Source organism: Lactococcus sp. NH2-7C, from assembly GCF_029953655.1.
In the GTDB taxonomy this organism is placed as follows: Bacteria; Bacillota; Bacilli; order Lactobacillales; family Streptococcaceae; genus Lactococcus; species Lactococcus lactis.
Genome location: NZ_CP124538.1, coordinates 1,357,847 through 1,378,006, shown reverse-complemented (window position 1 = coordinate 1,378,006; position 20,160 = coordinate 1,357,847). Strand labels below are relative to the sequence as shown.

Here is a 20,160-nt window from a genome sequence, read left to right as displayed (position 1 = left end):
CATGGAAAAGATTGTTTTTGTCTGTTTAGGAAATATTTGTCGTAGCCCAATGGCAGAATTTGTCATGAAAGATTTAGTTGAAAAGACAGGAAATGAATCAAAGTTTTTGATTGAAAGTCGAGCAACTTCTTCTTGGGAGCATGGAAATCCAATTCATTCCGGAACCCAAACAAAATTAAAAGAACAAAAGATTGCTTTTGACCTTCACAAGGGAAGTCAAAAAATCAGTAGTAAAGATTTTTATGAGTTTGATAAAATTATCGCAATGGATGAATCCAATTTGGAAAATCTTAAAAAAATGGCACCAGAAGGAACGAGTCAAAAAATTGTGATGCTTTTAGAACAAGATGTTCCAGATCCATGGTTCACGGGCGATTTCCAAGAAACTTATCAACTTGTTAAGACGGGTTGTCAAAAATTATTGGATGAAATTGTATAAAATATTGCAAATAAAATAAACTGATGTGAGAAAATCTCACATTAAAACTTGACATTGCTAATAACAAGGTCTATAATGAAAGGCATGGAGGCGAGATTTGGTGAAAGAACGTGAATTAAGACGCTCTATGGCAGTACTTCCAATAGGAACTGTCATGAAACTCACTGACCTAAGCGCAAGGCAGATTCGTTATTACGAAGAGCAAGAGCTTATTTTCCCGGAGCGAAGTGACGGTAATCGTCGCATGTATTCGCTCAATGACATAGATGCTCTATTTGATATTGCTGACTTATTGCAAGAAGGTAATAATATTGCAGATATCAAAGAAATTTATGCCAAAAGGGATGCTAAGAAGGCTCAAACTTTATCTATCGGAGAAGTCCACCATGCACTTGAACGCGAATTTGCCCAACAGGGTAGATTTGGAACTCCTGATCCCACTCATTTTACCCAACCGCGGATGTAAGTTTAGTTTACTTTATTTGTCAACTAAGTTTACAGCGAAAATTTAACTAGGAGAGTAAAGCATGACAATCACAGCAGCAGACATTCGTCGCGACGTCAAAGAAAAGGATATTAAATTCTTGCGTTTGATGTTTACAGACATTCTTGGAACACTTAAAAACGTTGAAGTTCCAGCTACAGATGAACAATTGGACAAATTGTTTGAAAACAAAATGATGTTTGACGGTTCATCAATCGAAGGATTCGTTCGTATCAATGAATCAGACATGTATCTTTATCCAGACCTTGACACTTGGATTGTTTTTCCTTGGGGAGATGAGTATGGTAAAGTGGCAGGTGTAATTTGTGATGTTTACACTCCAGAAGGTGAACCTTTCGCTGGAGATCCACGTGGTGTCTTGAAACGTAACCTTAAATCAATGGAAAAATTAGGCTTCAAGAGCTTTAACCTTGGACCTGAACCAGAGTTCTTCCTTTTCAAACTTAATGAAAATGATGAACCAACACTTGAAGTGAATGATAAAGGTGGTTATTTTGACCTTGCACCAACTGACCTCGCTGGAAACACAAGACGTGAAATCGTAAATGTATTGACAGATCTTGGTTTTGAAGTTGAAGCTTCTCACCACGAAGTAGCAATCGGTCAACACGAAATTGACTTTAAATATGCCAACGCTTTGAAAGCCTGTGATAATATTCAAATCTTTAAACTTGTTGTTAAAACAATTGCGCGTAAACATGGTTTACATGCAACGTTTATGGCAAAACCAGTTCACGGAATCAACGGTTCTGGAATGCATTGTAACATGTCTTTATTTACAGAAGATGGTGCCAATGCCTTTGCTGACCCAACAGGAGATATGGGACTTTCAGATGTCGCACATAGCTTTATTGCTGGACTTTTGAAACACGCTTATAACTTTACAGCAATTACAAACCCAACTGTTAACTCATATAAACGTTTGGTTCCTGGTTATGAAGCGCCCGTTTATGTCGCTTGGGCTGGACGTAATAGATCACCTTTGATTCGCGTACCTGCTTCACGTGGTTTGTCAACTCGTGTTGAACTTCGTGCGGTTGACCCAACAGCAAATCCATATCTTGCGTTGGCTGTTCTATTGGCAGCTGGTCTTGACGGTGTTGAACATAAATTGGAAGCGCCAGAAGCAATTGAATCAAATATTTACGTAATGACAGAAGAAGAACGTAAAGCACATGGTATTACAGATTTGCCATCTACTTTGCACAATGCCGTTAAAGCATTGCGTGAAGATACAATTGTGACTGAGGCGCTTGGAGAACACGTTTTGGTTAACTTTGTTGAAGCAAAACGCATTGAATGGGCAAGCTATGCACAATTTGTATCACAATGGGAAATTGATAACTATTTAGAACTTTATTAATTGATATAAAAAATCACTGACAAAGCCTGTCAGTGATTTTTTGGACCATTTAAATATTTTAGTTGTTTTCAGTAATTGTCAAAACGTTGAAGGCAGTTTTTCCGTCTTCGGCAATCAAGAATCCTTTGTGTTCAGCAACATAGTCAATAGCTGCTTGGAAATCAGCGAATTCTTTGACGATTGAGCAAGTGTTTGTAGCACCGACATAATTGTTTTCTGAGTCCTCGTAATAATTGATTCCTTTAAATTTAAATTTCATAATAAAAAGTCCTTTCTTTGTTATAGTTTTAGTATACCACGACAACCCATTAGAACCAAATAGAAGGTAAAAAGGTTGTTTTATGCAATTATGCAACAAAAATACGACCCATTAGACCACAATATACATGTTTTTAAACGTAGTAAAAAGCGTAAAAAAACACAAACGTAGTAAAAAGCGTTAAAAAAATGAACAAATTTTTGTCAGGCAAGGGGCTGTATATCCACGATATACGGCTTTTAATTTTGCTGACTTTTTTGTATAAAAGCGTAAAAAAAATTATTAAAAAATGAATACCCCCGCCCCTATTTGTTTTAGGAGAACCGTATACCAATAGTGGCTCCCTTTCGAAAAAAGTGATTTTTGAAAACTTTTTTTCTGAAATGAAATCGCTCAACCACAACGATTACAAGGATAATTGACCCCTAAAAGTTATACAGTAAAAATGAAAGAAATAAGCTAAATCTATTTGTAAGACACGCTACCAACGATTATCAGTGCTAAAACGACGTAAAAAAAGGCAAGAAAGGGAAGTGATTTTCCCTTTTTTTGCCTATAAACGTGATTAAATCAATGTTTTAGTGTTTTGACCCCCCCTATATAAAAATTTTCAAAATTGGGTTTTCACGCAAGACGAGACCTATGTGTGTGCTTTCCCTGTAAAAATATACGGGGGAGGGTTGTTAAAAATTATCGTTCGTTTTTTTGAAAATCAGGGACATCTTTTACATTTTTTATGGGGATTACATTTTTAGTTTTATTTCCGTAACCAGTTCCATAATAAATTTGTTCCCACTTAGTTTTCCTTGTGTGGCATTTGCTACAACAGAAAGCCAAGTTATCCATGATGGTCTTACCATTCAAGTCAAACTCAACTGGCACGATGTGGTCCACTATCTTACCTGTTCTTACTCTGTTATGTGCTTTGCAGTACTGACAAAGGAAGTTATCTCTACGTCTTACTACATCACGTAGAGACTTCCATTGCTTGCTCTGGTAGAACTTATTCTGCTCTACTTTAATGTCGCTATACTCACGCTTACGTTTGTTATAGTCTTTGTATCGTTTACTATTATCAGTACGATTAGTCCATCGTTCTCTGCTTGCTTGATATCCTGCTTCTTTATCAGCGTGCTTAGTACAATAGTATAGTGGTCTAACAACTACAGCGTGGCAGTTAGGCTCACGGCAGCGTCCAGTCATTGGCATTCTATTTCCTCTTTTCTATCCATTCATTGTTTCTGTTGCTCTAGTGATAATCTCTTTCACTTGCTTAACGGTTGGGTTGGTATGATTTCTAACAGTACGCTCGGTTATCGAGTAACGACTTGCGACTTCTGATAGTGTCAAGCGTTTCAAGTATCTAAGCCTGATCATCTCTATCTCATCCTCACTCAATGAATCAAACAACTCTGTCATGGCGTTAAATACAAAACGTTGTGGCGTGAGGCGGTCTGTGCTATCTATCCTATTCGTCCATGATTTCATCATGCCTATAAGATATAATCTGATATTAAACTCTACCTCATTCATTAGATAAATCCTTTCAGATAATTAAGAAACCACGATGAATATGGGCTTTCTCAGCTTTTAACTATCAATGATTAAGCTATTACCGGCGTGGAGTATAATAGCCAGGATAATTTGTAATCAGCCCCTCCTCAAGCAAATACTCCATTAATTCATGTTGAAAAGTAGAACTAATCAACTGAGCCATTCTAAAGTAATAAAAGTTTTTGGCTTCAACTAACGGATGGAGGGCATTACCAACGGACTGATCATAATTATTTTCTTTCAAATAGTTCACAATCTCAATGGCTTTATTTCGAGCTTCCTCCACTTCTTTACCATAAGCTTTTAATTTTCGTTTTAAAGTATTATCAATTAATCCCTCAATTAATTGCGATTCTGTTGGGCTCAAGTATTCTTGTGAGCGATTAGCCTCAGTTTTAATGGCATAATTGGTTTCTTCATTATTCCAAAATTGATGAAGTGATTCTTTTTGCTTGGTAAGATGTTCAGTCAGTTCATCAAGTAAAACACGAGCATCTCGTTCTTTAGCCATTTGTGCAAGAGTCGCATCAATATCTGGCTGTTGTTTATCGACTTTCATATTCTCAAGTTTTGTGCTTAACTCATTGACTAAGGCTTGTGTTTTTTCAACGGCTTGAATCAGAGGAATTGATTGTGCTTTTAATTCTTTTGTTTTTTCTTCAATATGACGAATGTCCATTATTTTTTCTCCTTATGATTAGTTGGTAGTTGTAGGTGTAGGTGTAGGTGTAGCTGCAGTATTGATATTTCCTTTTTGATCTGAGATCGCTGTAAATGAACCTGCCACAAAAGCTTCTGTATCCGTAAGTTGAACATCAAAGCGGTCAATCACACGAATTTTTGTCGTATCGGTTTCAAAGGCACCTCCTCCAATATTGGTTGGGAGTAGTGACAGGTTTTCACGGTCAAATAAAGTCATGGCTTGTTTAAAATCGCCATAATAGAGCGGATAAAGCGGGCTGCTTGCTTCTCCAGCGCTTGGAAGCCAATGATCGCTGATTTCAACCACTCGTTTTCCTTTGATTAAATAGCGATCAGGTTGAACGGGGTCAGGTTGTAACAAATAATTCCCTAGTGCATCTTTAACTAAAGTAAGTTGGTTGAGTCCGCTCGTGTTGGTAATTAAAATAGAAGTCGCTTTAATTGCTGGATCGACTGCCGTATTAATCATAGTGATAATATCATCAAAAGTAGAGAGGGCTGGTTTTTTAGGAGCTGCTTGCATGAGTGAGATGATTTCTTTATTACGAGAAACAACGACTTTCTTAGCAATCCAACCCGTCAACCATGACATAATGTTTTCGGCACTATCTTTAAGTAGGGAGTTGGTCGCTGTTGTGATTCCTCCATAGCGCCCAATTTGATATTTAACAAGCTTAAGATTGGGATCATCATTTGCCCCAATGATTTCATCTTCGCTATCTAATTTTGTAAGTGGGGTAATATTTGTCCATTTCTCATAAACACGAGAACCTGAGGCTGTAGTTACATTTTCAACATTGACATATTGCTCCATCACATCATATTGGCGTTTCAAGAGATTAATGGAAGTTCTGAGATCTTGGGGAATGGTTAAGCCAGCCGCTTCGCCTGATTCATCTTTAGAGGAAGTGACTAGATTTGTGATTTTAGAATCGCCTCTCATTAGGGCTTTGAAATCTGAAATAAAAGATTGATCCGTTTGGTTTTCTCCATTTCCTAAGGGAAGTTGACCGCTAGAGCGAAGATGAGCAACTTGCGTCGCTTGTGCTTCGACGACTTGATTTCTAAGTGCATCACAACGAGCTTGTGCATGATCTCTCTTTGCGGTTAAATCTCTTAAGGTTTGAGCTGAGAAGTTTTCATTTTTGAGCATTTGATTGATTTTATCGTTATAATTTTCTACTTTTTCGCCTGCTTCAATCCACAGCTCATTGAGTGTATTCAGTGTTTGATTCATTGTATTGATTCCTTATTTTCTATTGGTAAAGATACCAATTTATCGAAACTACAGATAAGGCCTGTATTTCATTACGTTAATTGCGCTTTTTATAAATGAGTTAAAACAACTGATTTTGTTGGAGATCTTGCTCTCATAATCTTTCCTTTCTTTTTGGGCAACCTTTTTTATTTAATCTAATTCATCATCATGATCAAAAGTAATGATTTCAATCCCGTTAATTTCAATCACACGAGATTTTATCCCTTGCGTTTCCTCTAAGAATCGAGAAAATAAATCTTTACCTTTCTCAAGGCGATTAATATGACTCATAGCTCCCATGAAGTCTACCGTGAACTCTACTAAATCATCGTTGTCGTAATCCCAAAGAAATTCAAAAGCTTTATCATCCACTGCATTGATGGGGTGATTGAGGTCATACGCTGCTAAAGATTTTTGTACACTAAAGTAATCTTTTGTCTCGTATTTATGGCCATCATATCTTTTATAAATTGGGAATGTTTCAATGACTTCTTGAGGCGTAAGCATCCCAATGACTGACAAAGTCATTTCATAAAGTTGGAAATTATCCCAAACCGCTTTGATATAATCTGCTTCACTTTCCACATTGATTTTCTTATTTCGGACATTCAAGCCTTTTACAAGTGCTAATGCTCCACGTTTTAAATCTAGCCGAGTCAGATTCTTTTTTCTATTTAATTCTGCGATTGTTTGAGTCATGATTCTTGACCATGATTTGGGGTAACTGTTATTCATGTTTTTTCTCCTATTTTATTATTTCTTAGCAAGTACTTTTTAACTATACCAATTTTAGATTTAAATTTGTTTTGGTTCATTTTTCTAACGTAACCCGAAAACTTTACGGGTTATAACCCGTTTTCTAACCCGACAACAATACAGTTATACCAACGAATAACCCGAATTAACCCCAAAAGTCAAAATTTCCTTATAAGAGATAAAATAAAAATTATTTTTTATAAGAAATTGGTATAGGTCATAAAACATATAATATATTTATATATAGTTAACTCTTATAAGATAAAAGCGGGTTATACGGGTTATTGGGGGTTATCCCTTTAATATCAGGGATTCCCAAGTTTGCGTTTACGGGTTATTTCTGGGTTAAATTACGGGTCATTAATAAACTTTGCATCTTCCATTATCTGCTCCATATAAGCTGTGCTTGCTTTTTGGAAACGTTTAGGATTGATTTTTCTAATATGTCTAATACTTTTACGTCCAGGATTTAAGGGATGAATAACTTGACTTTTACGTTCAGCCGTTCCAATTTCATCTAATGCGTTTTTTCTATCTATTTGTCTTGATGATCCAGTGTAAGTTTCTTTAAATAGTTGCTTGAGTTCATCATTATTCGTAATTAAGACGACATCATCACCCGCAATCATTTTATCCATAACATAAATTTGCACATCATCAAATTGAGCATCATCTCCAGTAAAATTATTCATCTCTACTTGTTTAAAGTTAAATCGGAAAGCCTGAGACTTCCAAAAGAGGAAAGAATGAAGCAATGCTGATAAGCCCCCTGAAATTTTATTTTCAGTCAATGGTTTAGCATACGGATCAAACCACGCTTTGCGCTCTTCGTCTGTTTCGTCTACTGGTCTATCTTTAAAAGCAATATTTACAGCCCTACTTTTCATACCAGAAGAAAAGAAAACTTTCTCATTCGTATCAATGGATAAAATACCACTTAAATCAACTTCTGAATAATCTCGGCCTTGTTTTCTCCCCTGTGCCACTGTTTCAGTCGCAATAATCTTAAGCATGACTTCAAGCTGACGATCTAGCCCAGCGCTTTCGGTTGCTAGATACATTTCTTTAGCATCTAGGTTGGCCCACGCCATTGCTCCAGTTGCTTTATTAGAAAGCTCGTTAAGATTAACAGTCTTTGTATCAAACAGTGAAGAAATAATGCCATTTCTAAGCCCTTTACCTGTTCGTTCTCTTGATTTAGAAACAAAAAACTTGTCTTTTTTCATCAATCCGCAAGCTACAAGCATTTGATAAGCTGGCTGTAAACTTGCATTATGAAGACTATCCGAATCATCCGTTACTTCCGACAAAAATTGAGCGTAAGTGACAGTTAATGCAGCAACACTCTCATAATTTTGCCCCTCAAAATACTTAAAATAGCATTCATCATTTTTGGGAAGTGTATCTTTAGATAATTTTCTTTGTTTGAAGTCAATTTGAAAATCAGTTCCTGCAATCACAGTTGTTTTTATTGTCTTAACTGGCTGAATATCTAACTTCGAGTGAATGAACTTTAAGATACTCATTACATCATCAGCTTGAAATAGACTTTTTTTGCTTGTCTTATACCGTTTACCTAATGCAGTATTAGAGAGTTTAATAAGTTGATGACTATTGATTACAAAGAGTTCCCCATCTTGAAAAGCAATAGTACCATGCAAATAATCAAGTATGGCACTAACAAATCGGGGTGCACTTTCGTCCTTGATTGTAGCTTCTTTTCTTTCGCTATCCTCTTCAGGACTCCCTTGTACTTTTTTCGAAATAACTTCACCATAACCAATGGCCAAAGCAGTTAAACCATTATTAAGGTATAAACTTGGATGTTTCATCCTTCCATTCTGAACATCAGGATTCTTACTTACAATAATCGGGTATTTATAAATATCTCGATGCAAAACATGGACTTTATCCAATTCTCGTGGGATTTTACCACTATCAGGACTATCAAATTCTTCCCATGGAATAGACAAAACTTTTTTAAGGTTATTTTCTAATCGCTCCCATGCTTCTCGTTGCTTTTCTAGCTCTGTCATAGCCCATACTCCAATCTAGCCTCGCATTCATCACAAATCTGCCGCTCTTGATAGGGAATGACTTCATTTTCTTTTAGAGGTTTACCACATAAATAACAATTCACTTTGTCAGTCCTCCTAATCAATCATTTCATCTAACCAGTCAAGTGAGGCGCTTCGAACGCCCATGACCGCTTTTAGAGTGCTATAAGCCATATTTTCTTTTTTCGTAATGCCTTTGGTGCGCTCCTCTTCATTAGTAGGGACAAAATAGCCAATGTTATCAATCGAGCCAATGGCGCAACCCTTGCCTTGCAAAAATTCAATTCTTGATTGCAACGTCCGTAAATCTACATTTAGAGATTGAGCCAACATTTTACCGTTAATTGCTTTATCAATCCCCTTATGGTCTGCCAGCATTTTAATAATGTTTTGATCAAGATTTTGTAGTTCTCTTAATTTCATGATTTCCCCTCCGCTTCGTCATAAGTCCCCCACATAGAAATAATAGTCTTGATAAAGCTATCTATGTCTGTACAGTCCCTAGCGTCCGCAATTAACACATTCAGCAAAATACTAACTGCTTCAAGGTCTGAGATTTCGTCAAACTGGGGTGTAACTGCCAGCAGGTCATCGCCTTTGTATAAAGTTTCAATGGTCAGATTTTTTATTTCAATATCAGGTTGAGCTTTCAGCATTTGATATGCTGCGCCACTCTCCATAAATTCAGAAAGTTCTTTTTGCTCGTCGTCACTTAAATTTTTTAATGTCATTTTTTATTTTCCTTTATTTGTAATTTCGTCACAGCCAGTTGTTTGCCTAAAACTGGGCTTACTTGCGTGCATAAGTTGCTTTTCACTCCACTGGGTAAGATAATACCTGCACTCGCTTCAAACTGCTGTATCAAGTCATATTTGACCGCTCGTGCGTTGTGAATAATCTTAAACGGGTGTTTACCTGCTGGACTAAAACTATTCCGTCCGTACCGTTTTAAAGCCGTGTAGCCTTGGTGGTGTTCTATCATCTCGCTACCTCATCAAATAAGCTGATTTCTCCGCCCTCTTTTTCGCCCTCAAATCGGACACCGTGCTTATATTTACGAACTTTAAAAGAATAATCAACTGTGCCTGTATTGGCGTTTAATGGGTCTAATTTTTCAATCTGCTTGTCTGTAAGTTCTGTATGATAGGCTTTTAAACTTCGTAACCCTACGCTATCAATGCCAGCCACATAAGGGCAAGCTCTAATAATATTTGTCATTTTCTCAATCCTTTAATAAAATTTGCCTTGCCTGACAAGTTGCTAAGTATCTATGATGATGAATTTGCATATATCATCAATTAAATAGTAGATAAGTGAAGTTTTGTATCGTGGTTTATAGCGGTTCAAGCCGTGCTTTTCCCAATTATCAAGGGTGCCGTCTGATATATCTAAGTCTTCCATAACACGCTTTTTAGAGATATACGGTAATACTCGTTTTTCATTTCTGATTTTGAGCTGTGTGCCAAGATACTTATTAAATAAATGAATGACTTTATCAACTAAGCCATGCGCCACAAGGGTTGTTAAAGTGTCGTCATTCATGGAGTGCCTCCTAAATATTCGTTTAGTTTTCTATCAAAATCAACTTGTTCTCCTATAAAAATATATTTTATTGAAAGGCCATAAAATTTTGAAAATCGAAACATCTCATCAATTGTGATAAAACTACTATCTTGTTCTAGTTCAGCTATACGTTCCTTATTCAGTTTTACTTTTCTAGCAACTTGTTTTAATGTTAAGCGGTTGAGTTCTCGTAGATCTTTTAAAGTATATCTCGAAGTAAACTTCATGCCATGCCTCCATTCTTACGTTTAGCGATTACTTCCATAACTGCATAAGTGAGTTTATCTTCATTAATTCCTAGCTCATTAGAAAGCTCTGAAACATCTTCGGAACTGATAATATCAAATGCCGTCATTGCCTTGTGCTTGGTTTTTCTACGTTGTCTTTCGTGACGGACACCACGGTTAAAAGCTACGTCATAAAGGTATTCATAAGCAAAAATGCGCATCCAGTCTTGCCAATTTTCTTTATTTGCGGTGTGATAGTCCGTCAAGATAATCTTTTCCTCTATGATGTCAGCTAACTGCATAACGCCCTCTGTAACACATCCTTTATAGTCAGTTTGCTTGATTTCCTGTTTAATACGATATTTTTCAGCAATTTCATGAGAAATTTTCATCTTAAAAGGATTGCCTTTTTTAATATAAAGGATTCTGCTTAATGGTATCCGTCCGCCTTTGATATTAAATGAAAGCAGTGTTTCATCATTATGACGGTATACTCTTAAATCAAATGTTTTAAATTTCATGCTTTACCCCTTAACCATTTCTACTTGAATATCATTTTCTAAAGTAGTGAAAGTGACTACCGATTGACCGTCAAACAAGCGATATACGTACTCATTAAGTTGGATAAAGTGGCGTGCTTTGGCTTTTAATAAGTCCATAAGCTCGAAAGCGATTGAATCGTCTAGGATATAAGTTTCTTTGGTTACTGGTTTATTCATGTTGAAAATTCCTCTCATTATGGTAAAATAAGAGCATGAAATCACGTTAGTGCGTGACTCATGCTAATTTTGTATTAATCCTTTTCGTTTGGTCGCGGTAGGGATTTTTCTTTTGTCAAAAATTCTTTGATTTGGTGTCGGTCAAAACCTAAATCTAGTAAATTAGTAATACTCGATTCATAAGTTTGCAGTAATTGCAATTCTTCGGGGCTATCAAGCATTTGTTTAAGTTTTGCGTTAGGACGTCCTAGCGCTTTTCTCATGCCTTGGACACTCTTATATTTGCCGTTAGTAACCAGAGCCGTCAGCATATTAGCAAAGATAACGTGATAGTTCGGCTCAAAGTGTGGACCTTCCTTAATGGCGGTAGACAAATCTCTACGTGTGATAGTAGCTTTCGCCATTTCTTTTGCTTTGACTAACTCGCCTTTGAAATAAGTATTCAATACGCTACGTGTCCATTCACGGAATTTTCGAGCCATTTCACTTTTTGGAGCAAGAAAAAGAATTTCTTTGATTCCCTCAAACGTAAATACTCGAGTATCGTATTGCTTTCCGTCACCGTGTGCCAATTTGGCACTAACTGAAAATTCTCTGTTTTTGAGATACTTATTTTTCTGTACTAGTTTTGTAATACCATATCTAGTTTGATATCCAATACATTGAGCAAGTTGTTCAGTTGTCATGAAAATTTCATGATTATCATTACGCCAAACATCACAGGTAATACCGTTGAATAACTCTTGATTGACTAATTGTAAGTTCATTTGTCCTCATTTCTACTTCGTTTAAAGACATTGCGTTCATGTTGGGGCAGTAGTTTAGAGCCATGCGTAGGCTGTGAGAATCAGCAAAGATACTTACAAGGACGTGAATACCTTGTGTACGTTCGTTAGATAGAAATTACTCATAACTATCAACGATTGTTCTCTTTGATGATTATTAATAGTCTTTAGCAAGCCATTCAGTAATGGGTTCATACGTGCTTTGACGTACTTTCTCGTTACGTGTTGGGCTTTCAAGACGTCCGTAAGTAAGGCGGTTAATTCCAAGCTGATCGGCTGCCTCGCCTTTAGTTAAGTTCAATACTCCGCGCTTTTTGCGTAGAGCTGTTTTAATTTCTGGTGTTAGATACAAAATATCTCCTTTCGGTTCACGTCTAAAATAAACATAATTGTTTATAAGTGACAGTTTACACGTTTAAAATAGAAATGTCAAGAATTAAATTTCTAAAATAAATATTTTTTATTTACTTAATTATCCAAATGCTATATAATGTTAGCCAGGAGGTCATCTAATCATGGCTAAAAACAGAATAAAAGAATTGAGAAACTCAGCAAATCCTAAAATCACTCTAAAGGAATTATCGGAGAAGTTAAAAGAAAAAGGGCTATCTTTTACGGATAGCCAGCTTTCTAAGTTTGAAAATGGTACGAGTACCCCAAGAAATGAAGAAATTTGGGGTGCACTTGCTGAAATTTTTAATACTAGTCAGCAGTACATATTGGGATTAACCATGTATAAAAATGATACTGAGTTCTTAGAGGATAGAAAAAAAGGTTCACTACAGACTACCGGATTAGAATTTTCAGCACGCTGGGGTAATGATAATCTTGATGAATTTCAAAGTCTACTAAAAGAAGCAGATAACACACAAAAAACAGAGCTGCTAAGATTGCTACAATATCTCACGTCTTCGTATCTAAATTCGGTTTATAATGCTGATGGATACATATATTTAAAAAAAATTTTTTTTAACATAATGAGCCTCACCGAGTTGAAGTTATCAGAAGAAAATGATATTGAAGAAAATCAAGAATTGATATTAGCAAAACTCACAAGAAGCATTATTGATTACATTGATAATGTTAAGCCTTATCCACAAGATTATGACGATAACCCTTTTTAAGGGAGTTTTAACTAGAGCGATATTTTATATACAACTTCTTAGACTTTTACGGCTATCATCACAACGCTTATGACGAGGCGTGTGCGTTGCTGTATGAGCTGTGCTGGTTTGAGTTGGTGGGTTAAAAAAGGATGGTGGGTTATGAAAAAAATAGATATAGGAATAATGGCTATTATCTTATCAATAATGTTTATAATCCTTGCTATTTTTGAAATTATTTTTTTCAGTATATAGCTGTGAATCTCAACATTTCTTAACATATCTCTAAAGGTTCAATAAGTAACCAAAGGGAAACTGCCCACGTTCTAAAGGTTATAGCAACTCGCTATAAGATTAAACCTTTAATATTATTTAGTACTGGTAACGCAAAAGATGACAGACAAAAACAGTATAAAAAAGCTATATTTGTTAATTTTTGTCATCTTATGAGATAAAACAATGCTTAGAAATGCTAAGGTTCAAAACTATATAACAAGTCCTAAATTTTAGGAATGCAAAAAATTTAAAATAAAAGAGGAGTTCAGTATGAGTAATGTGTTTAATTTTATCTTAATAATTCTAAAAGCAGTTCCACTATTATATGTTGTAGTCTTTTTCTTAGTGTTATTTCTAGATATTTGCAAGGCAGTTTACGCAACAATAAATAGTAAGTCATCATTTAGCGATTCATTTAAACATGAATTAAAAAAGGATTTACATATCACTTTTATAAAAACTCTTAACCCTGTAAATTTTATTTTATGGGTATTCTCGTTAGTTTAGAATTAGTAACCCTAAACTTTAGGAACGCAAAATAAAAAGTACTTGAAAGGGATAGATTATGTTTATATTTACAGAATTTAAAACAGGAAAAGATATCGTAAAACTAACTTTACCTGAAGTTGAGCATGCAAAAGACTTGTACGAGATAGTTGATAAATACCGCTCGTATATTTCTAGGTGGCTTCCAGGGGTCGATGAAACGAACTCATTAGAAGATGAACTGAACTTTATTAAATTTGCTAGAGAAGAAACAGCCAGTTATAAAGCCCTATTTTTAACAATTCTTTTAAATGATAGAGCTATAGGAATGGTGGATCTTCACAATATTAGCGAAAAAAATCATCGCGCAGAAATAGGTTATTGGATATCTAAAGATTTTCAAGGGTATGGAATCATGACGGAGAGTGTAAAAAGATTAGTAGAAATATCTTTTAATGAGCTCAATATTCATAAGTTCATAATTATGGCGGAAACCGAAAATCTTAAGAGTTGTGCAGTAGCTAAGAGACTAGATTTTGAGCATGAGGCAACACTCAAAGAATATTTAGTCTATGGAGATGAATTTAAAGATGTCTATGTTTATTCCAAAATAGTAAACGGCTAAAAATCACACTATAAATCTATGTGTTTCCAGTCACTAAAAACTGGTAGGAGATGGAATATGAAGTTTTTATTATTCATTGATAAAATCTATTCAAAAATAGTGACTGCTTATTGCATTTGCACTATACCTTTTCTACTATTATCCCTATATCTTTATAACAAACTACCTGCTTATATCCCTAGTAAAATCGGTATAGGTGGCGTATATAGCTGGTTTAGAAAAGAATTTGTGTTTATTCTTCCAGTATTATTTTTAATCATTGGAATACTTTTTTCAAAAAAAGGAATAATTAAGCAGTTCTATACTGGTACTCCTGCTATTTTTATAAAGTCCCTCGGGTTGATTGTTCTATTATTGGTACTATTCTCTACCATATATCTTTATTATTCCTACTTTTCAATGATATAAAAACACAAATAATAATAAATACAATGACGTACCAAGTCAATTTCAAGCCAACAATTGCCAACAACTAGCAAGGGAGCTGACGCAACGAATCCTTGCATTAGGTCATAACAGTATGTAAATTTTGTATGTTGTTGTAACCCGACGTGATGTCGGCATAGCTTTCTGCCACAAGTGGCAAAACGGAAATTTTCGTGGTTGTCCTAAGGGGGTCGTGATTCGCGACTTGCTAGGTAGTAACGATTCGTTACACCCTTTTTAGGGCGGTCAAAATAGCCGGATACTTTCTCACATTTTTGTGATTAAACTTGTCAGAACCTTGCTAGTTTTACCTAACCAAAATATTATGATATCAAAGAAAGAAGTTATATGATTTTATGGAAGTAAAATATAAAAACAAATCAGTCGAAGTATGGGAAATTAGTAAAACAAATGAACAACCTGATTGGGTTAAGCAAGCGTTTAAAGAGAATTATCTTTCTTGGTATGGGGATAGATTAAAAATTACTATGATGGGAATAAAACCTAATACAAAAAGAAATATAGCAATTGGATTAAAGGGTGTTTTGGGGACTTTTAACAGTTTTGGTTCTGTTTGTTTTATGGGGGATATCGGGGATTTTTTAGATATAACAAACGGTAGAGTAATTTCTAAAAAATATTTTATTAAACACTACTACATTAAAATAGATGATGAGTAAAGTTTTTTGGTTTCACTTTTTTCGAAAACCAATAATAGGATATGAACATTTTTGTACAAATCTCTATAGGTCCACTCTGAAATAGCATATTTTGCGACCGACAAAGATGTCGGGAGCAAACTCACAAACCGCATAACAGCAATTTTAGTTGACTCTAACAAAATTGGAACTAGTGTTTATTTCCCTTTTGGAAAATGCCGCTTAGGTTTAATTTTGAAAATAAACCAAATTAATTAACAACCTATATAAAGAGTTATTTAAACTCTTGGGAGATAAAAATGAAACAAACAAAAACAAAAATTTATGACATTATCTCATGGATTTCTTTAGTAGCTATACTTGTTATGGTGATATTGATGGCTCTACTTGATAAAACCGAACGCACAGAGGATTTTATGGGAGCTATTTTAATATTGTTTTCAGTTATATTATCTATAGGTTCATACTTTGTCTATAAAGAGATGTACAAAGATGATAAAGAGTCATTATTTATTCCAAGAAGATATGGCATTGGTTGGTCTATTAATCCCAATTCTCCGAAAGGTAAAGCCAGTTGGTTTATTGTCGTAGCATTGCTTGGAGCATTATTTATATGGCTCTTGGTTTCATCATTGCTTTAGGTTTTAATTGAACTACCTGAGGTCGCACTTTACGACTCTAGTCAATCAACCGATTAAATTTGTTATGGGTTTGAGCCATAACAAAAACAAATAGGGCATAGCCTTTGCTTTAGGTCAGCGCAAGTTTGCGCTCTCCTGAATCTTCTGTAAAGTAGCTCGCCACACTTTTGTGGTCAGCTATTTAGGACGAGCCAATTTTAGTTTCACCTCAACTATCGGAAATTTACGAAAGTTCATATCTGTGAAAATGAAAGGTATGAATATATTTTTTAATTCATATCATCCGTGAAGGAGTATTTCAAACTCCCCAATATAATCAAAGTGGTTTATATCCACTATAAACTTAGAAAGAATTTACACCATGAAAAAAGACGACGTTATCAAACTATCAGACGGACAAACTGCCACAATTGTTACTGGCGACGAATCTACAACTTTGCAAAATTGTTATATTGTTCGGCTCGAAAATGAAGATATAAGAGTAGTTGATAGAAAAACTCTAACGCTTGCGGAATCATTGAAATAATAGTCGTTTATAACAAATTCCCCCTTTTTCCACCAATTCCATAAGTAAATTATTGAATCTTTTTTAATTACCCCCAATACGTGCAAACCTGAACCACGTTAAAAGCTGATAGGAGATATTTATGGCAGACAATGATAAAACATCTCAAATAAAATTAGATTTTTTAAATACACTTTATAATCTTATCCTTAGTGAGGATATAAAAGAAGAAGAACGTAGAGTGCTGACTAAAGCAAAGAATCTAGTAGAAAAAGGAGAGTATATTCCCAATGTCATAAGACGTATGCAGACAAATTTTACGTTGGATGCCATAAATAGTAACCTCTCCCCAAGTGTAAGTGAGTTTTATAGTACATTGCCCAAAACTCTTGCAGAGATTCTACCAGCATTTCCAGGTACTGGCTCTAGTTTAGGGATTCCTCTCTAATTATCTTGTTACCCTTGATACCTTACTGTTACTCTTAATATAGAGAAAGGTAACAGCATAAACCCTTGATATAACTAGCTTTATAATACTTTGTTACTCTTGTTACCGTAAATAATACTATATCAGTTGAGAATTTCATAACTCTATAAACTAATAAACCAGTTAACTAATTAATCGTATAAGCTCTAATAACAATATTTCTCAATCCTTGTACATGCCTTGCCTGACATTAGTACAAAAATGGAAAGGAAGAAAATATGAATATTAAAGAATATATAAAAAAAGACGGTACAAAGGTGTACCGAACTAACGTTTATTTGGGCGTAGATAGTCTGACTGGTAAGCAAGTACGAACAAGTGTAAGTGCCAATAGTAGAAAAATGTGTGAGATTAAAGCACGCCAATCTATAAATAATTTTATCAATAATGGGTCTACAATTGCAAGGGAAAAAGTCGTTTTTGATAACTTTGAGGCTTTGGCTTTGGGTTGGTTTGAAAGTTATAAGCTGACAGTTAAAGCAAATAGTGTACGTTCAGTGAAAAATTATCTAAAAGTATACATTTTACCAGCTCTTGGGACATACGTTTTACCAAAAATAACTCCGATGTTATTACAAAGTATTGTTAACGATTGGTCTAAAAATGCTAATACGGCTGTAATAGTTAATGGTAAGCGTGAAAAAGGTAAAGGTAAAAATTTTAAGATAATGCTCAATATCATCAAACGTATTCTTGATTATGGCATGCAACTAGGAGCAATAAAGAGCAACCCAGCTACTAAAGTTTTTCCTCCTAAATTAAAGGTAAGAACTGTAAGTAAGATTAAGTATTTTGATGATAAAGAGCTGAAAATGTTCTTAGAATATCTTGAATCGTTAGAGCCAAGTATAGAGAACCAGCTACATAATGCCTTATATCGTCTATTATTGGCTACTGGTTTACGTATTGGTGAGGCTTTGGCTTTGAATTGGTCTGATATTGACTTCTCCGAAAAACTTGTTAATGTAACAAAGACAACTTTACAGAGCAGAGAAGTGCAAGATAGTCCCAAAACTAAAGGAAGTAATAGAATTATTTCGCTTGATAATGCCACTTTACAAATTTTAGCCAATTGGCGTAAATACCAAAATAACCATAATAAAGTTATAGGTTTGTCTGATAGTGTAGTATTCTCTTATGACGGTCAAAGATTGATTTATGAAAGTGAGAGGTTTCGCCTTTCTTCTCACTTGAAATCAGCAAGACTTCCAAATATCGGATTGCATGGTTTCAGACACACTCATGCTAGTTTGTTGATGAATAATGATGTGAACCCTAAAGAAATACAAGAGCGATTGGGACATTCTAAAATAACAACAACCTTAGATACATATAGCCACCTTGCCAAGGATAAGAAAAAAGAGACTGCTGAAAAGTTCAGCAATATCTTAAAAGCATTATGATTTTTTGGGGCAAACGTAGTAAAAAGCGTAAAAAAAGATAGTTTTAATTAGTGGAATACTTGTTACAAAGGGATTTATAGCTCTCTCTTGTTATATAGTTTTATTATAGCAAATGGCACTTATTTTTTACTGATAAAACTTTAAATCAAAGTTGAAATCACAAAAAGAGCCATATTTTTTGAAAAATTCACAAAGTCAGTGTAAACTTGAGATAGGTTTTATGAATTTAATGCGAGAAAGGAAGCGAATCTTAATACTTTTTACTAAAAGTAGATTTGCATAGGAAAATATGAAACTCAATGATTTGAAAGATTCACTGACTGCTTTAAAATATGGTGAAATTGCAACTGTCGCGATGATTGACCGAGGCGCATATGCTGAAATTGAAGAGTCTATTGAAGCGGAAAGTAAAGATCAAAAGATAAATTCTGGAATCTTTAAAGAGCTTGCTGCTACAGTTAAAGATGAAAACGAGGATTTAGTGGTAGTTGGTCGTTCAGATATTGATCAGGCACTGACTCCAGAAGATTTTTCGCGATTTATCGGTCAGATGACCAAGGAAAAACATATTATTTTTGTTGAGTGTCTCTATTTGGGAACAACAGAAATTAAAGGTTTTCTTAACAGCTTGAAAGAAAATAATCTTTTAGAAAATAGTAAATTGGTTCTGCTTGATTTGCCGCAATTAGAATACATGATGTTGCGAGACAGTTTAGCCGGACAATTTAAATTATAAAAAAAGTTACTGACAAAATTATCGCTCAGTCTGTAAGTTGCGTAAGCGAACAGATGGGAGTGATAGAATTTTTGTCAGTAACTTTTTCTTATTGTTCACGATTTTCTCTTTGATAAAGGCGAGAATTTTTCATAATATCTTTAAAAGTATTAATGATTGTTTCTTGATAAGCAGAATTTTTAATATTTTGTCGAGCCAAATCTAATACGGCTTGTTCGCGAGAGTTATCTAAAATAGTAATTTTTTGTGCCTGTTTTTCTTGGCTAATTGCTTGAACAATTGTCATACGTTTCTCAAGAAGTTGAACGATTTCTTGGTCCACTTGGTCAATGTTGTTCCGAAGTTCTTCTAGTTTATTCATGGTTTTTATTATATCATAGCCAGTAACACGAAACAACGTTTCATGTTGCTGGCTTCTTTCTCTCATTATGACCGAACTCAGCGGGAACGATAATTTCCCGCCGAGTGAGTGCGGCTCGACTTGTTGCTTTAGCAACATAGCGAGAGCGGACAACGTAGCGTAGAGAAGTAATAAGGGATCTACTTTGTTTCACTACGTTGTCCATACCACAGGTGTCCATTTTGTCAGCATTGCTAAAGCAACGGACAAAAGGGCTCGCTCTAAG

Annotated in this window: 30 protein-coding genes; 11 read left to right on the top strand and 19 right to left on the bottom strand. The window is 35.0% G+C overall.

Annotated features, from left to right (window positions below; translation table 11 throughout):
- The first annotated feature begins 1 nt into the window (after position 1).
- From QJV49_RS06940 to glnA, 3 genes are all read left to right on the top strand, one after another.
- A complete protein-coding gene (locus QJV49_RS06940; RefSeq protein WP_225512957.1) occupies positions 2–439 on the top strand; it encodes a low molecular weight protein-tyrosine-phosphatase in 438 nt (145 codons plus the stop codon).
- Between the two features lie 100 nt (positions 440–539).
- On the top strand, positions 540–905 hold the full coding sequence (locus QJV49_RS06935; protein ID WP_003131985.1) for a MerR family transcriptional regulator: 366 nt from the start codon (positions 540–542) through the stop codon (positions 903–905).
- A gap of 61 nt (positions 906–966) precedes the next feature.
- A complete protein-coding gene (gene glnA / locus QJV49_RS06930; RefSeq protein WP_003131984.1) occupies positions 967–2,307 on the top strand; it encodes a type I glutamate--ammonia ligase in 1,341 nt (446 codons plus the stop codon).
- A gap of 58 nt (positions 2,308–2,365) precedes the next feature.
- On the opposite strand, the gene QJV49_RS06925 is transcribed toward glnA, so the two are convergent.
- From QJV49_RS06925 to QJV49_RS06845, 17 genes are all read right to left on the bottom strand, one after another.
- Positions 2,366–2,566: a hypothetical protein gene (locus tag QJV49_RS06925; RefSeq protein WP_003131983.1), complete on the bottom strand. Its 201-nt coding sequence runs from the start codon at positions 2,564–2,566 to the stop codon at positions 2,366–2,368.
- A gap of 690 nt (positions 2,567–3,256) precedes the next feature.
- Positions 3,257–3,775 (bottom strand): HNH endonuclease, encoded by a 519-nt coding sequence (locus tag QJV49_RS06920; protein ID WP_225513214.1) that lies wholly within the window; start codon positions 3,773–3,775, stop codon positions 3,257–3,259.
- A 15-nt stretch (positions 3,776–3,790) separates the two neighbouring features.
- Complete coding sequence (locus QJV49_RS06915; protein WP_309568386.1) at positions 3,791–4,099, bottom strand: sigma factor-like helix-turn-helix DNA-binding protein; 309 nt, start codon at positions 4,097–4,099, stop codon at positions 3,791–3,793.
- Positions 4,100–4,178: 79 nt separating this feature from the next.
- Entirely contained in the window at positions 4,179–4,799 is a 621-nt protein-coding gene (locus tag QJV49_RS06910) for a hypothetical protein (protein WP_225513217.1), read from the bottom strand.
- An 18-nt stretch (positions 4,800–4,817) separates the two neighbouring features.
- Positions 4,818–6,059: a phage major capsid protein gene (locus tag QJV49_RS06905; protein ID WP_281449120.1), complete on the bottom strand. Its 1,242-nt coding sequence runs from the start codon at positions 6,057–6,059 to the stop codon at positions 4,818–4,820.
- A gap of 171 nt (positions 6,060–6,230) precedes the next feature.
- A complete protein-coding gene (locus tag QJV49_RS06900) occupies positions 6,231–6,815 on the bottom strand; it encodes a hypothetical protein (protein ID WP_225513185.1) in 585 nt (194 codons plus the stop codon).
- A 371-nt stretch (positions 6,816–7,186) separates the two neighbouring features.
- Positions 7,187–8,872, bottom strand: coding sequence for a hypothetical protein (locus QJV49_RS06895; protein ID WP_225513184.1), 1,686 nt, complete (start codon positions 8,870–8,872; stop codon positions 7,187–7,189).
- Between the two features lie 117 nt (positions 8,873–8,989).
- Positions 8,990–9,316: an HTH domain-containing protein gene (locus QJV49_RS06890; protein WP_225513183.1), complete on the bottom strand. Its 327-nt coding sequence runs from the start codon at positions 9,314–9,316 to the stop codon at positions 8,990–8,992.
- Entirely contained in the window at positions 9,313–9,624 is a 312-nt protein-coding gene (locus QJV49_RS06885) for a hypothetical protein (RefSeq protein ID WP_225513181.1), read from the bottom strand. Before QJV49_RS06885 ends, QJV49_RS06890 begins: the two co-directional genes overlap by 4 nt.
- The gene (locus QJV49_RS06880) at positions 9,621–9,875 is read right to left on the bottom strand and encodes a hypothetical protein (RefSeq protein ID WP_225513179.1); all 255 of its coding nucleotides are present in this window, start codon (positions 9,873–9,875) and stop codon (positions 9,621–9,623) included. The genes QJV49_RS06885 and QJV49_RS06880 overlap by 4 nt, the downstream gene beginning before the upstream one ends.
- On the bottom strand, positions 9,872–10,111 hold the full coding sequence (locus QJV49_RS06875) for a hypothetical protein (RefSeq protein ID WP_139008467.1): 240 nt from the start codon (positions 10,109–10,111) through the stop codon (positions 9,872–9,874). The genes QJV49_RS06880 and QJV49_RS06875 overlap by 4 nt, the downstream gene beginning before the upstream one ends.
- Before the next feature lie 42 nt (positions 10,112–10,153).
- Positions 10,154–10,435, bottom strand: coding sequence for a hypothetical protein (locus QJV49_RS06870; RefSeq protein WP_225513234.1), 282 nt, complete (start codon positions 10,433–10,435; stop codon positions 10,154–10,156).
- Positions 10,432–10,683 (bottom strand): helix-turn-helix transcriptional regulator, encoded by a 252-nt coding sequence (locus QJV49_RS06865; protein WP_225513235.1) that lies wholly within the window; start codon positions 10,681–10,683, stop codon positions 10,432–10,434. Before QJV49_RS06865 ends, QJV49_RS06870 begins: the two co-directional genes overlap by 4 nt.
- Positions 10,680–11,204: a hypothetical protein gene (locus QJV49_RS06860; protein ID WP_225513237.1), complete on the bottom strand. Its 525-nt coding sequence runs from the start codon at positions 11,202–11,204 to the stop codon at positions 10,680–10,682. The genes QJV49_RS06865 and QJV49_RS06860 overlap by 4 nt, the downstream gene beginning before the upstream one ends.
- A 3-nt stretch (positions 11,205–11,207) precedes the next feature.
- Positions 11,208–11,402 carry a DUF1655 domain-containing protein gene (locus tag QJV49_RS06855; protein ID WP_025016970.1) on the bottom strand — a complete coding sequence of 65 codons (195 nt, stop codon included), beginning with the start codon at positions 11,400–11,402 and terminating at the stop codon, positions 11,208–11,210.
- 74 nt (positions 11,403–11,476) lie between these two features.
- A complete protein-coding gene (locus QJV49_RS06850) occupies positions 11,477–12,169 on the bottom strand; it encodes a Bro-N domain-containing protein (RefSeq protein WP_281449119.1) in 693 nt (230 codons plus the stop codon).
- 175 nt (positions 12,170–12,344) lie between these two features.
- Positions 12,345–12,539: a transcriptional regulator gene (locus tag QJV49_RS06845; protein ID WP_225513067.1), complete on the bottom strand. Its 195-nt coding sequence runs from the start codon at positions 12,537–12,539 to the stop codon at positions 12,345–12,347.
- A 163-nt stretch (positions 12,540–12,702) separates the two neighbouring features.
- Here QJV49_RS06845 and QJV49_RS06840 point away from each other — a divergent pair, with 163 nt between their 5' ends.
- From QJV49_RS06840 to QJV49_RS06805, 8 genes are all read left to right on the top strand, one after another.
- Positions 12,703–13,311 carry a helix-turn-helix domain-containing protein gene (locus tag QJV49_RS06840; protein WP_225513068.1) on the top strand — a complete coding sequence of 203 codons (609 nt, stop codon included), beginning with the start codon at positions 12,703–12,705 and terminating at the stop codon, positions 13,309–13,311.
- Between the two features lie 820 nt (positions 13,312–14,131).
- Positions 14,132–14,677 carry a GNAT family N-acetyltransferase gene (locus tag QJV49_RS06835; RefSeq protein ID WP_017865215.1) on the top strand — a complete coding sequence of 182 codons (546 nt, stop codon included), beginning with the start codon at positions 14,132–14,134 and terminating at the stop codon, positions 14,675–14,677.
- Between the two features lie 782 nt (positions 14,678–15,459).
- The gene (locus tag QJV49_RS06830) at positions 15,460–15,783 is read left to right on the top strand and encodes a hypothetical protein (protein WP_058223674.1); all 324 of its coding nucleotides are present in this window, start codon (positions 15,460–15,462) and stop codon (positions 15,781–15,783) included.
- A gap of 278 nt (positions 15,784–16,061) precedes the next feature.
- On the top strand, positions 16,062–16,403 hold the full coding sequence (locus tag QJV49_RS06825) for a hypothetical protein (protein WP_225513069.1): 342 nt from the start codon (positions 16,062–16,064) through the stop codon (positions 16,401–16,403).
- Between the two features lie 361 nt (positions 16,404–16,764).
- Positions 16,765–16,929: a hypothetical protein gene (locus tag QJV49_RS06820; RefSeq protein WP_058224134.1), complete on the top strand. Its 165-nt coding sequence runs from the start codon at positions 16,765–16,767 to the stop codon at positions 16,927–16,929.
- 121 nt (positions 16,930–17,050) lie between these two features.
- Positions 17,051–17,356 (top strand): bacteriocin immunity protein, encoded by a 306-nt coding sequence (locus QJV49_RS06815; RefSeq protein ID WP_012898670.1) that lies wholly within the window; start codon positions 17,051–17,053, stop codon positions 17,354–17,356.
- Between the two features lie 257 nt (positions 17,357–17,613).
- Positions 17,614–18,798 (top strand): site-specific integrase, encoded by a 1,185-nt coding sequence (locus tag QJV49_RS06810; RefSeq protein ID WP_225513070.1) that lies wholly within the window; start codon positions 17,614–17,616, stop codon positions 18,796–18,798.
- 289 nt (positions 18,799–19,087) lie between these two features.
- Complete coding sequence (locus tag QJV49_RS06805; protein WP_225513071.1) at positions 19,088–19,534, top strand: hypothetical protein; 447 nt, start codon at positions 19,088–19,090, stop codon at positions 19,532–19,534.
- Between the two features lie 88 nt (positions 19,535–19,622).
- On the opposite strand, the gene QJV49_RS06800 is transcribed toward QJV49_RS06805, so the two are convergent.
- Both QJV49_RS06800 and QJV49_RS06795 read right to left on the bottom strand, forming a co-directional pair.
- Positions 19,623–19,895, bottom strand: a complete 273-nt coding sequence (locus tag QJV49_RS06800; protein ID WP_281449118.1) for a chorismate mutase — start codon at positions 19,893–19,895, stop codon at positions 19,623–19,625.
- Positions 19,896–19,935: 40 nt separating this feature from the next.
- Positions 19,936–20,088, bottom strand: a complete 153-nt coding sequence (locus QJV49_RS06795; protein WP_281449117.1) for a hypothetical protein — start codon at positions 20,086–20,088, stop codon at positions 19,936–19,938.
- Positions 20,089–20,160 lie beyond the last annotated feature (72 nt).

What these genes read in the sequence shown, in the direction of transcription:
- QJV49_RS06825 (WP_225513069.1), top strand. Translation starts at nt 16,062, where the DNA reads ATGAAACAAACAAAAACAAAAATTTATGACATTATCTCATGGATTTCT.
- QJV49_RS06850 (WP_281449119.1), bottom strand. Translation starts at nt 12,169, where the DNA reads ATGAACTTACAATTAGTCAATCAAGAGTTATTCAACGGTATTACCTGT.
- QJV49_RS06840 (WP_225513068.1), top strand. Translation starts at nt 12,703, where the DNA reads ATGGCTAAAAACAGAATAAAAGAATTGAGAAACTCAGCAAATCCTAAA.
- QJV49_RS06910 (WP_225513217.1), bottom strand. Translation starts at nt 4,799, where the DNA reads ATGGACATTCGTCATATTGAAGAAAAAACAAAAGAATTAAAAGCACAA.
- QJV49_RS06865 (WP_225513235.1), bottom strand. Translation starts at nt 10,683, where the DNA reads ATGAAGTTTACTTCGAGATATACTTTAAAAGATCTACGAGAACTCAAC.
- QJV49_RS06885 (WP_225513181.1), bottom strand. Translation starts at nt 9,624, where the DNA reads ATGACATTAAAAAATTTAAGTGACGACGAGCAAAAAGAACTTTCTGAA.
- QJV49_RS06805 (WP_225513071.1), top strand. Translation starts at nt 19,088, where the DNA reads ATGAAACTCAATGATTTGAAAGATTCACTGACTGCTTTAAAATATGGT.
- QJV49_RS06895 (WP_225513184.1), bottom strand. Translation starts at nt 8,872, where the DNA reads ATGACAGAGCTAGAAAAGCAACGAGAAGCATGGGAGCGATTAGAAAAT.
- QJV49_RS06940 (WP_225512957.1), top strand. Translation starts at nt 2, where the DNA reads ATGGAAAAGATTGTTTTTGTCTGTTTAGGAAATATTTGTCGTAGCCCA.
- QJV49_RS06835 (WP_017865215.1), top strand. Translation starts at nt 14,132, where the DNA reads ATGTTTATATTTACAGAATTTAAAACAGGAAAAGATATCGTAAAACTA.
- QJV49_RS06920 (WP_225513214.1), bottom strand. Translation starts at nt 3,775, where the DNA reads ATGCCAATGACTGGACGCTGCCGTGAGCCTAACTGCCACGCTGTAGTT.
- QJV49_RS06800 (WP_281449118.1), bottom strand. Translation starts at nt 19,895, where the DNA reads ATGAATAAACTAGAAGAACTTCGGAACAACATTGACCAAGTGGACCAA.
- QJV49_RS06890 (WP_225513183.1), bottom strand. Translation starts at nt 9,316, where the DNA reads ATGAAATTAAGAGAACTACAAAATCTTGATCAAAACATTATTAAAATG.
- QJV49_RS06860 (WP_225513237.1), bottom strand. Translation starts at nt 11,204, where the DNA reads ATGAAATTTAAAACATTTGATTTAAGAGTATACCGTCATAATGATGAA.
- QJV49_RS06915 (WP_309568386.1), bottom strand. Translation starts at nt 4,099, where the DNA reads ATGAATGAGGTAGAGTTTAATATCAGATTATATCTTATAGGCATGATG.
- glnA (WP_003131984.1), top strand. Translation starts at nt 967, where the DNA reads ATGACAATCACAGCAGCAGACATTCGTCGCGACGTCAAAGAAAAGGAT.
- QJV49_RS06820 (WP_058224134.1), top strand. Translation starts at nt 16,765, where the DNA reads ATGAAAAAAGACGACGTTATCAAACTATCAGACGGACAAACTGCCACA.
- QJV49_RS06810 (WP_225513070.1), top strand. Translation starts at nt 17,614, where the DNA reads ATGAATATTAAAGAATATATAAAAAAAGACGGTACAAAGGTGTACCGA.
- QJV49_RS06855 (WP_025016970.1), bottom strand. Translation starts at nt 11,402, where the DNA reads ATGAATAAACCAGTAACCAAAGAAACTTATATCCTAGACGATTCAATC.
- QJV49_RS06830 (WP_058223674.1), top strand. Translation starts at nt 15,460, where the DNA reads ATGGAAGTAAAATATAAAAACAAATCAGTCGAAGTATGGGAAATTAGT.
- QJV49_RS06925 (WP_003131983.1), bottom strand. Translation starts at nt 2,566, where the DNA reads ATGAAATTTAAATTTAAAGGAATCAATTATTACGAGGACTCAGAAAAC.
- QJV49_RS06900 (WP_225513185.1), bottom strand. Translation starts at nt 6,815, where the DNA reads ATGAATAACAGTTACCCCAAATCATGGTCAAGAATCATGACTCAAACA.
- QJV49_RS06875 (WP_139008467.1), bottom strand. Translation starts at nt 10,111, where the DNA reads ATGACAAATATTATTAGAGCTTGCCCTTATGTGGCTGGCATTGATAGC.
- QJV49_RS06870 (WP_225513234.1), bottom strand. Translation starts at nt 10,435, where the DNA reads ATGAATGACGACACTTTAACAACCCTTGTGGCGCATGGCTTAGTTGAT.
- QJV49_RS06880 (WP_225513179.1), bottom strand. Translation starts at nt 9,875, where the DNA reads ATGATAGAACACCACCAAGGCTACACGGCTTTAAAACGGTACGGACGG.
- QJV49_RS06905 (WP_281449120.1), bottom strand. Translation starts at nt 6,059, where the DNA reads ATGAATCAAACACTGAATACACTCAATGAGCTGTGGATTGAAGCAGGC.
- QJV49_RS06815 (WP_012898670.1), top strand. Translation starts at nt 17,051, where the DNA reads ATGGCAGACAATGATAAAACATCTCAAATAAAATTAGATTTTTTAAAT.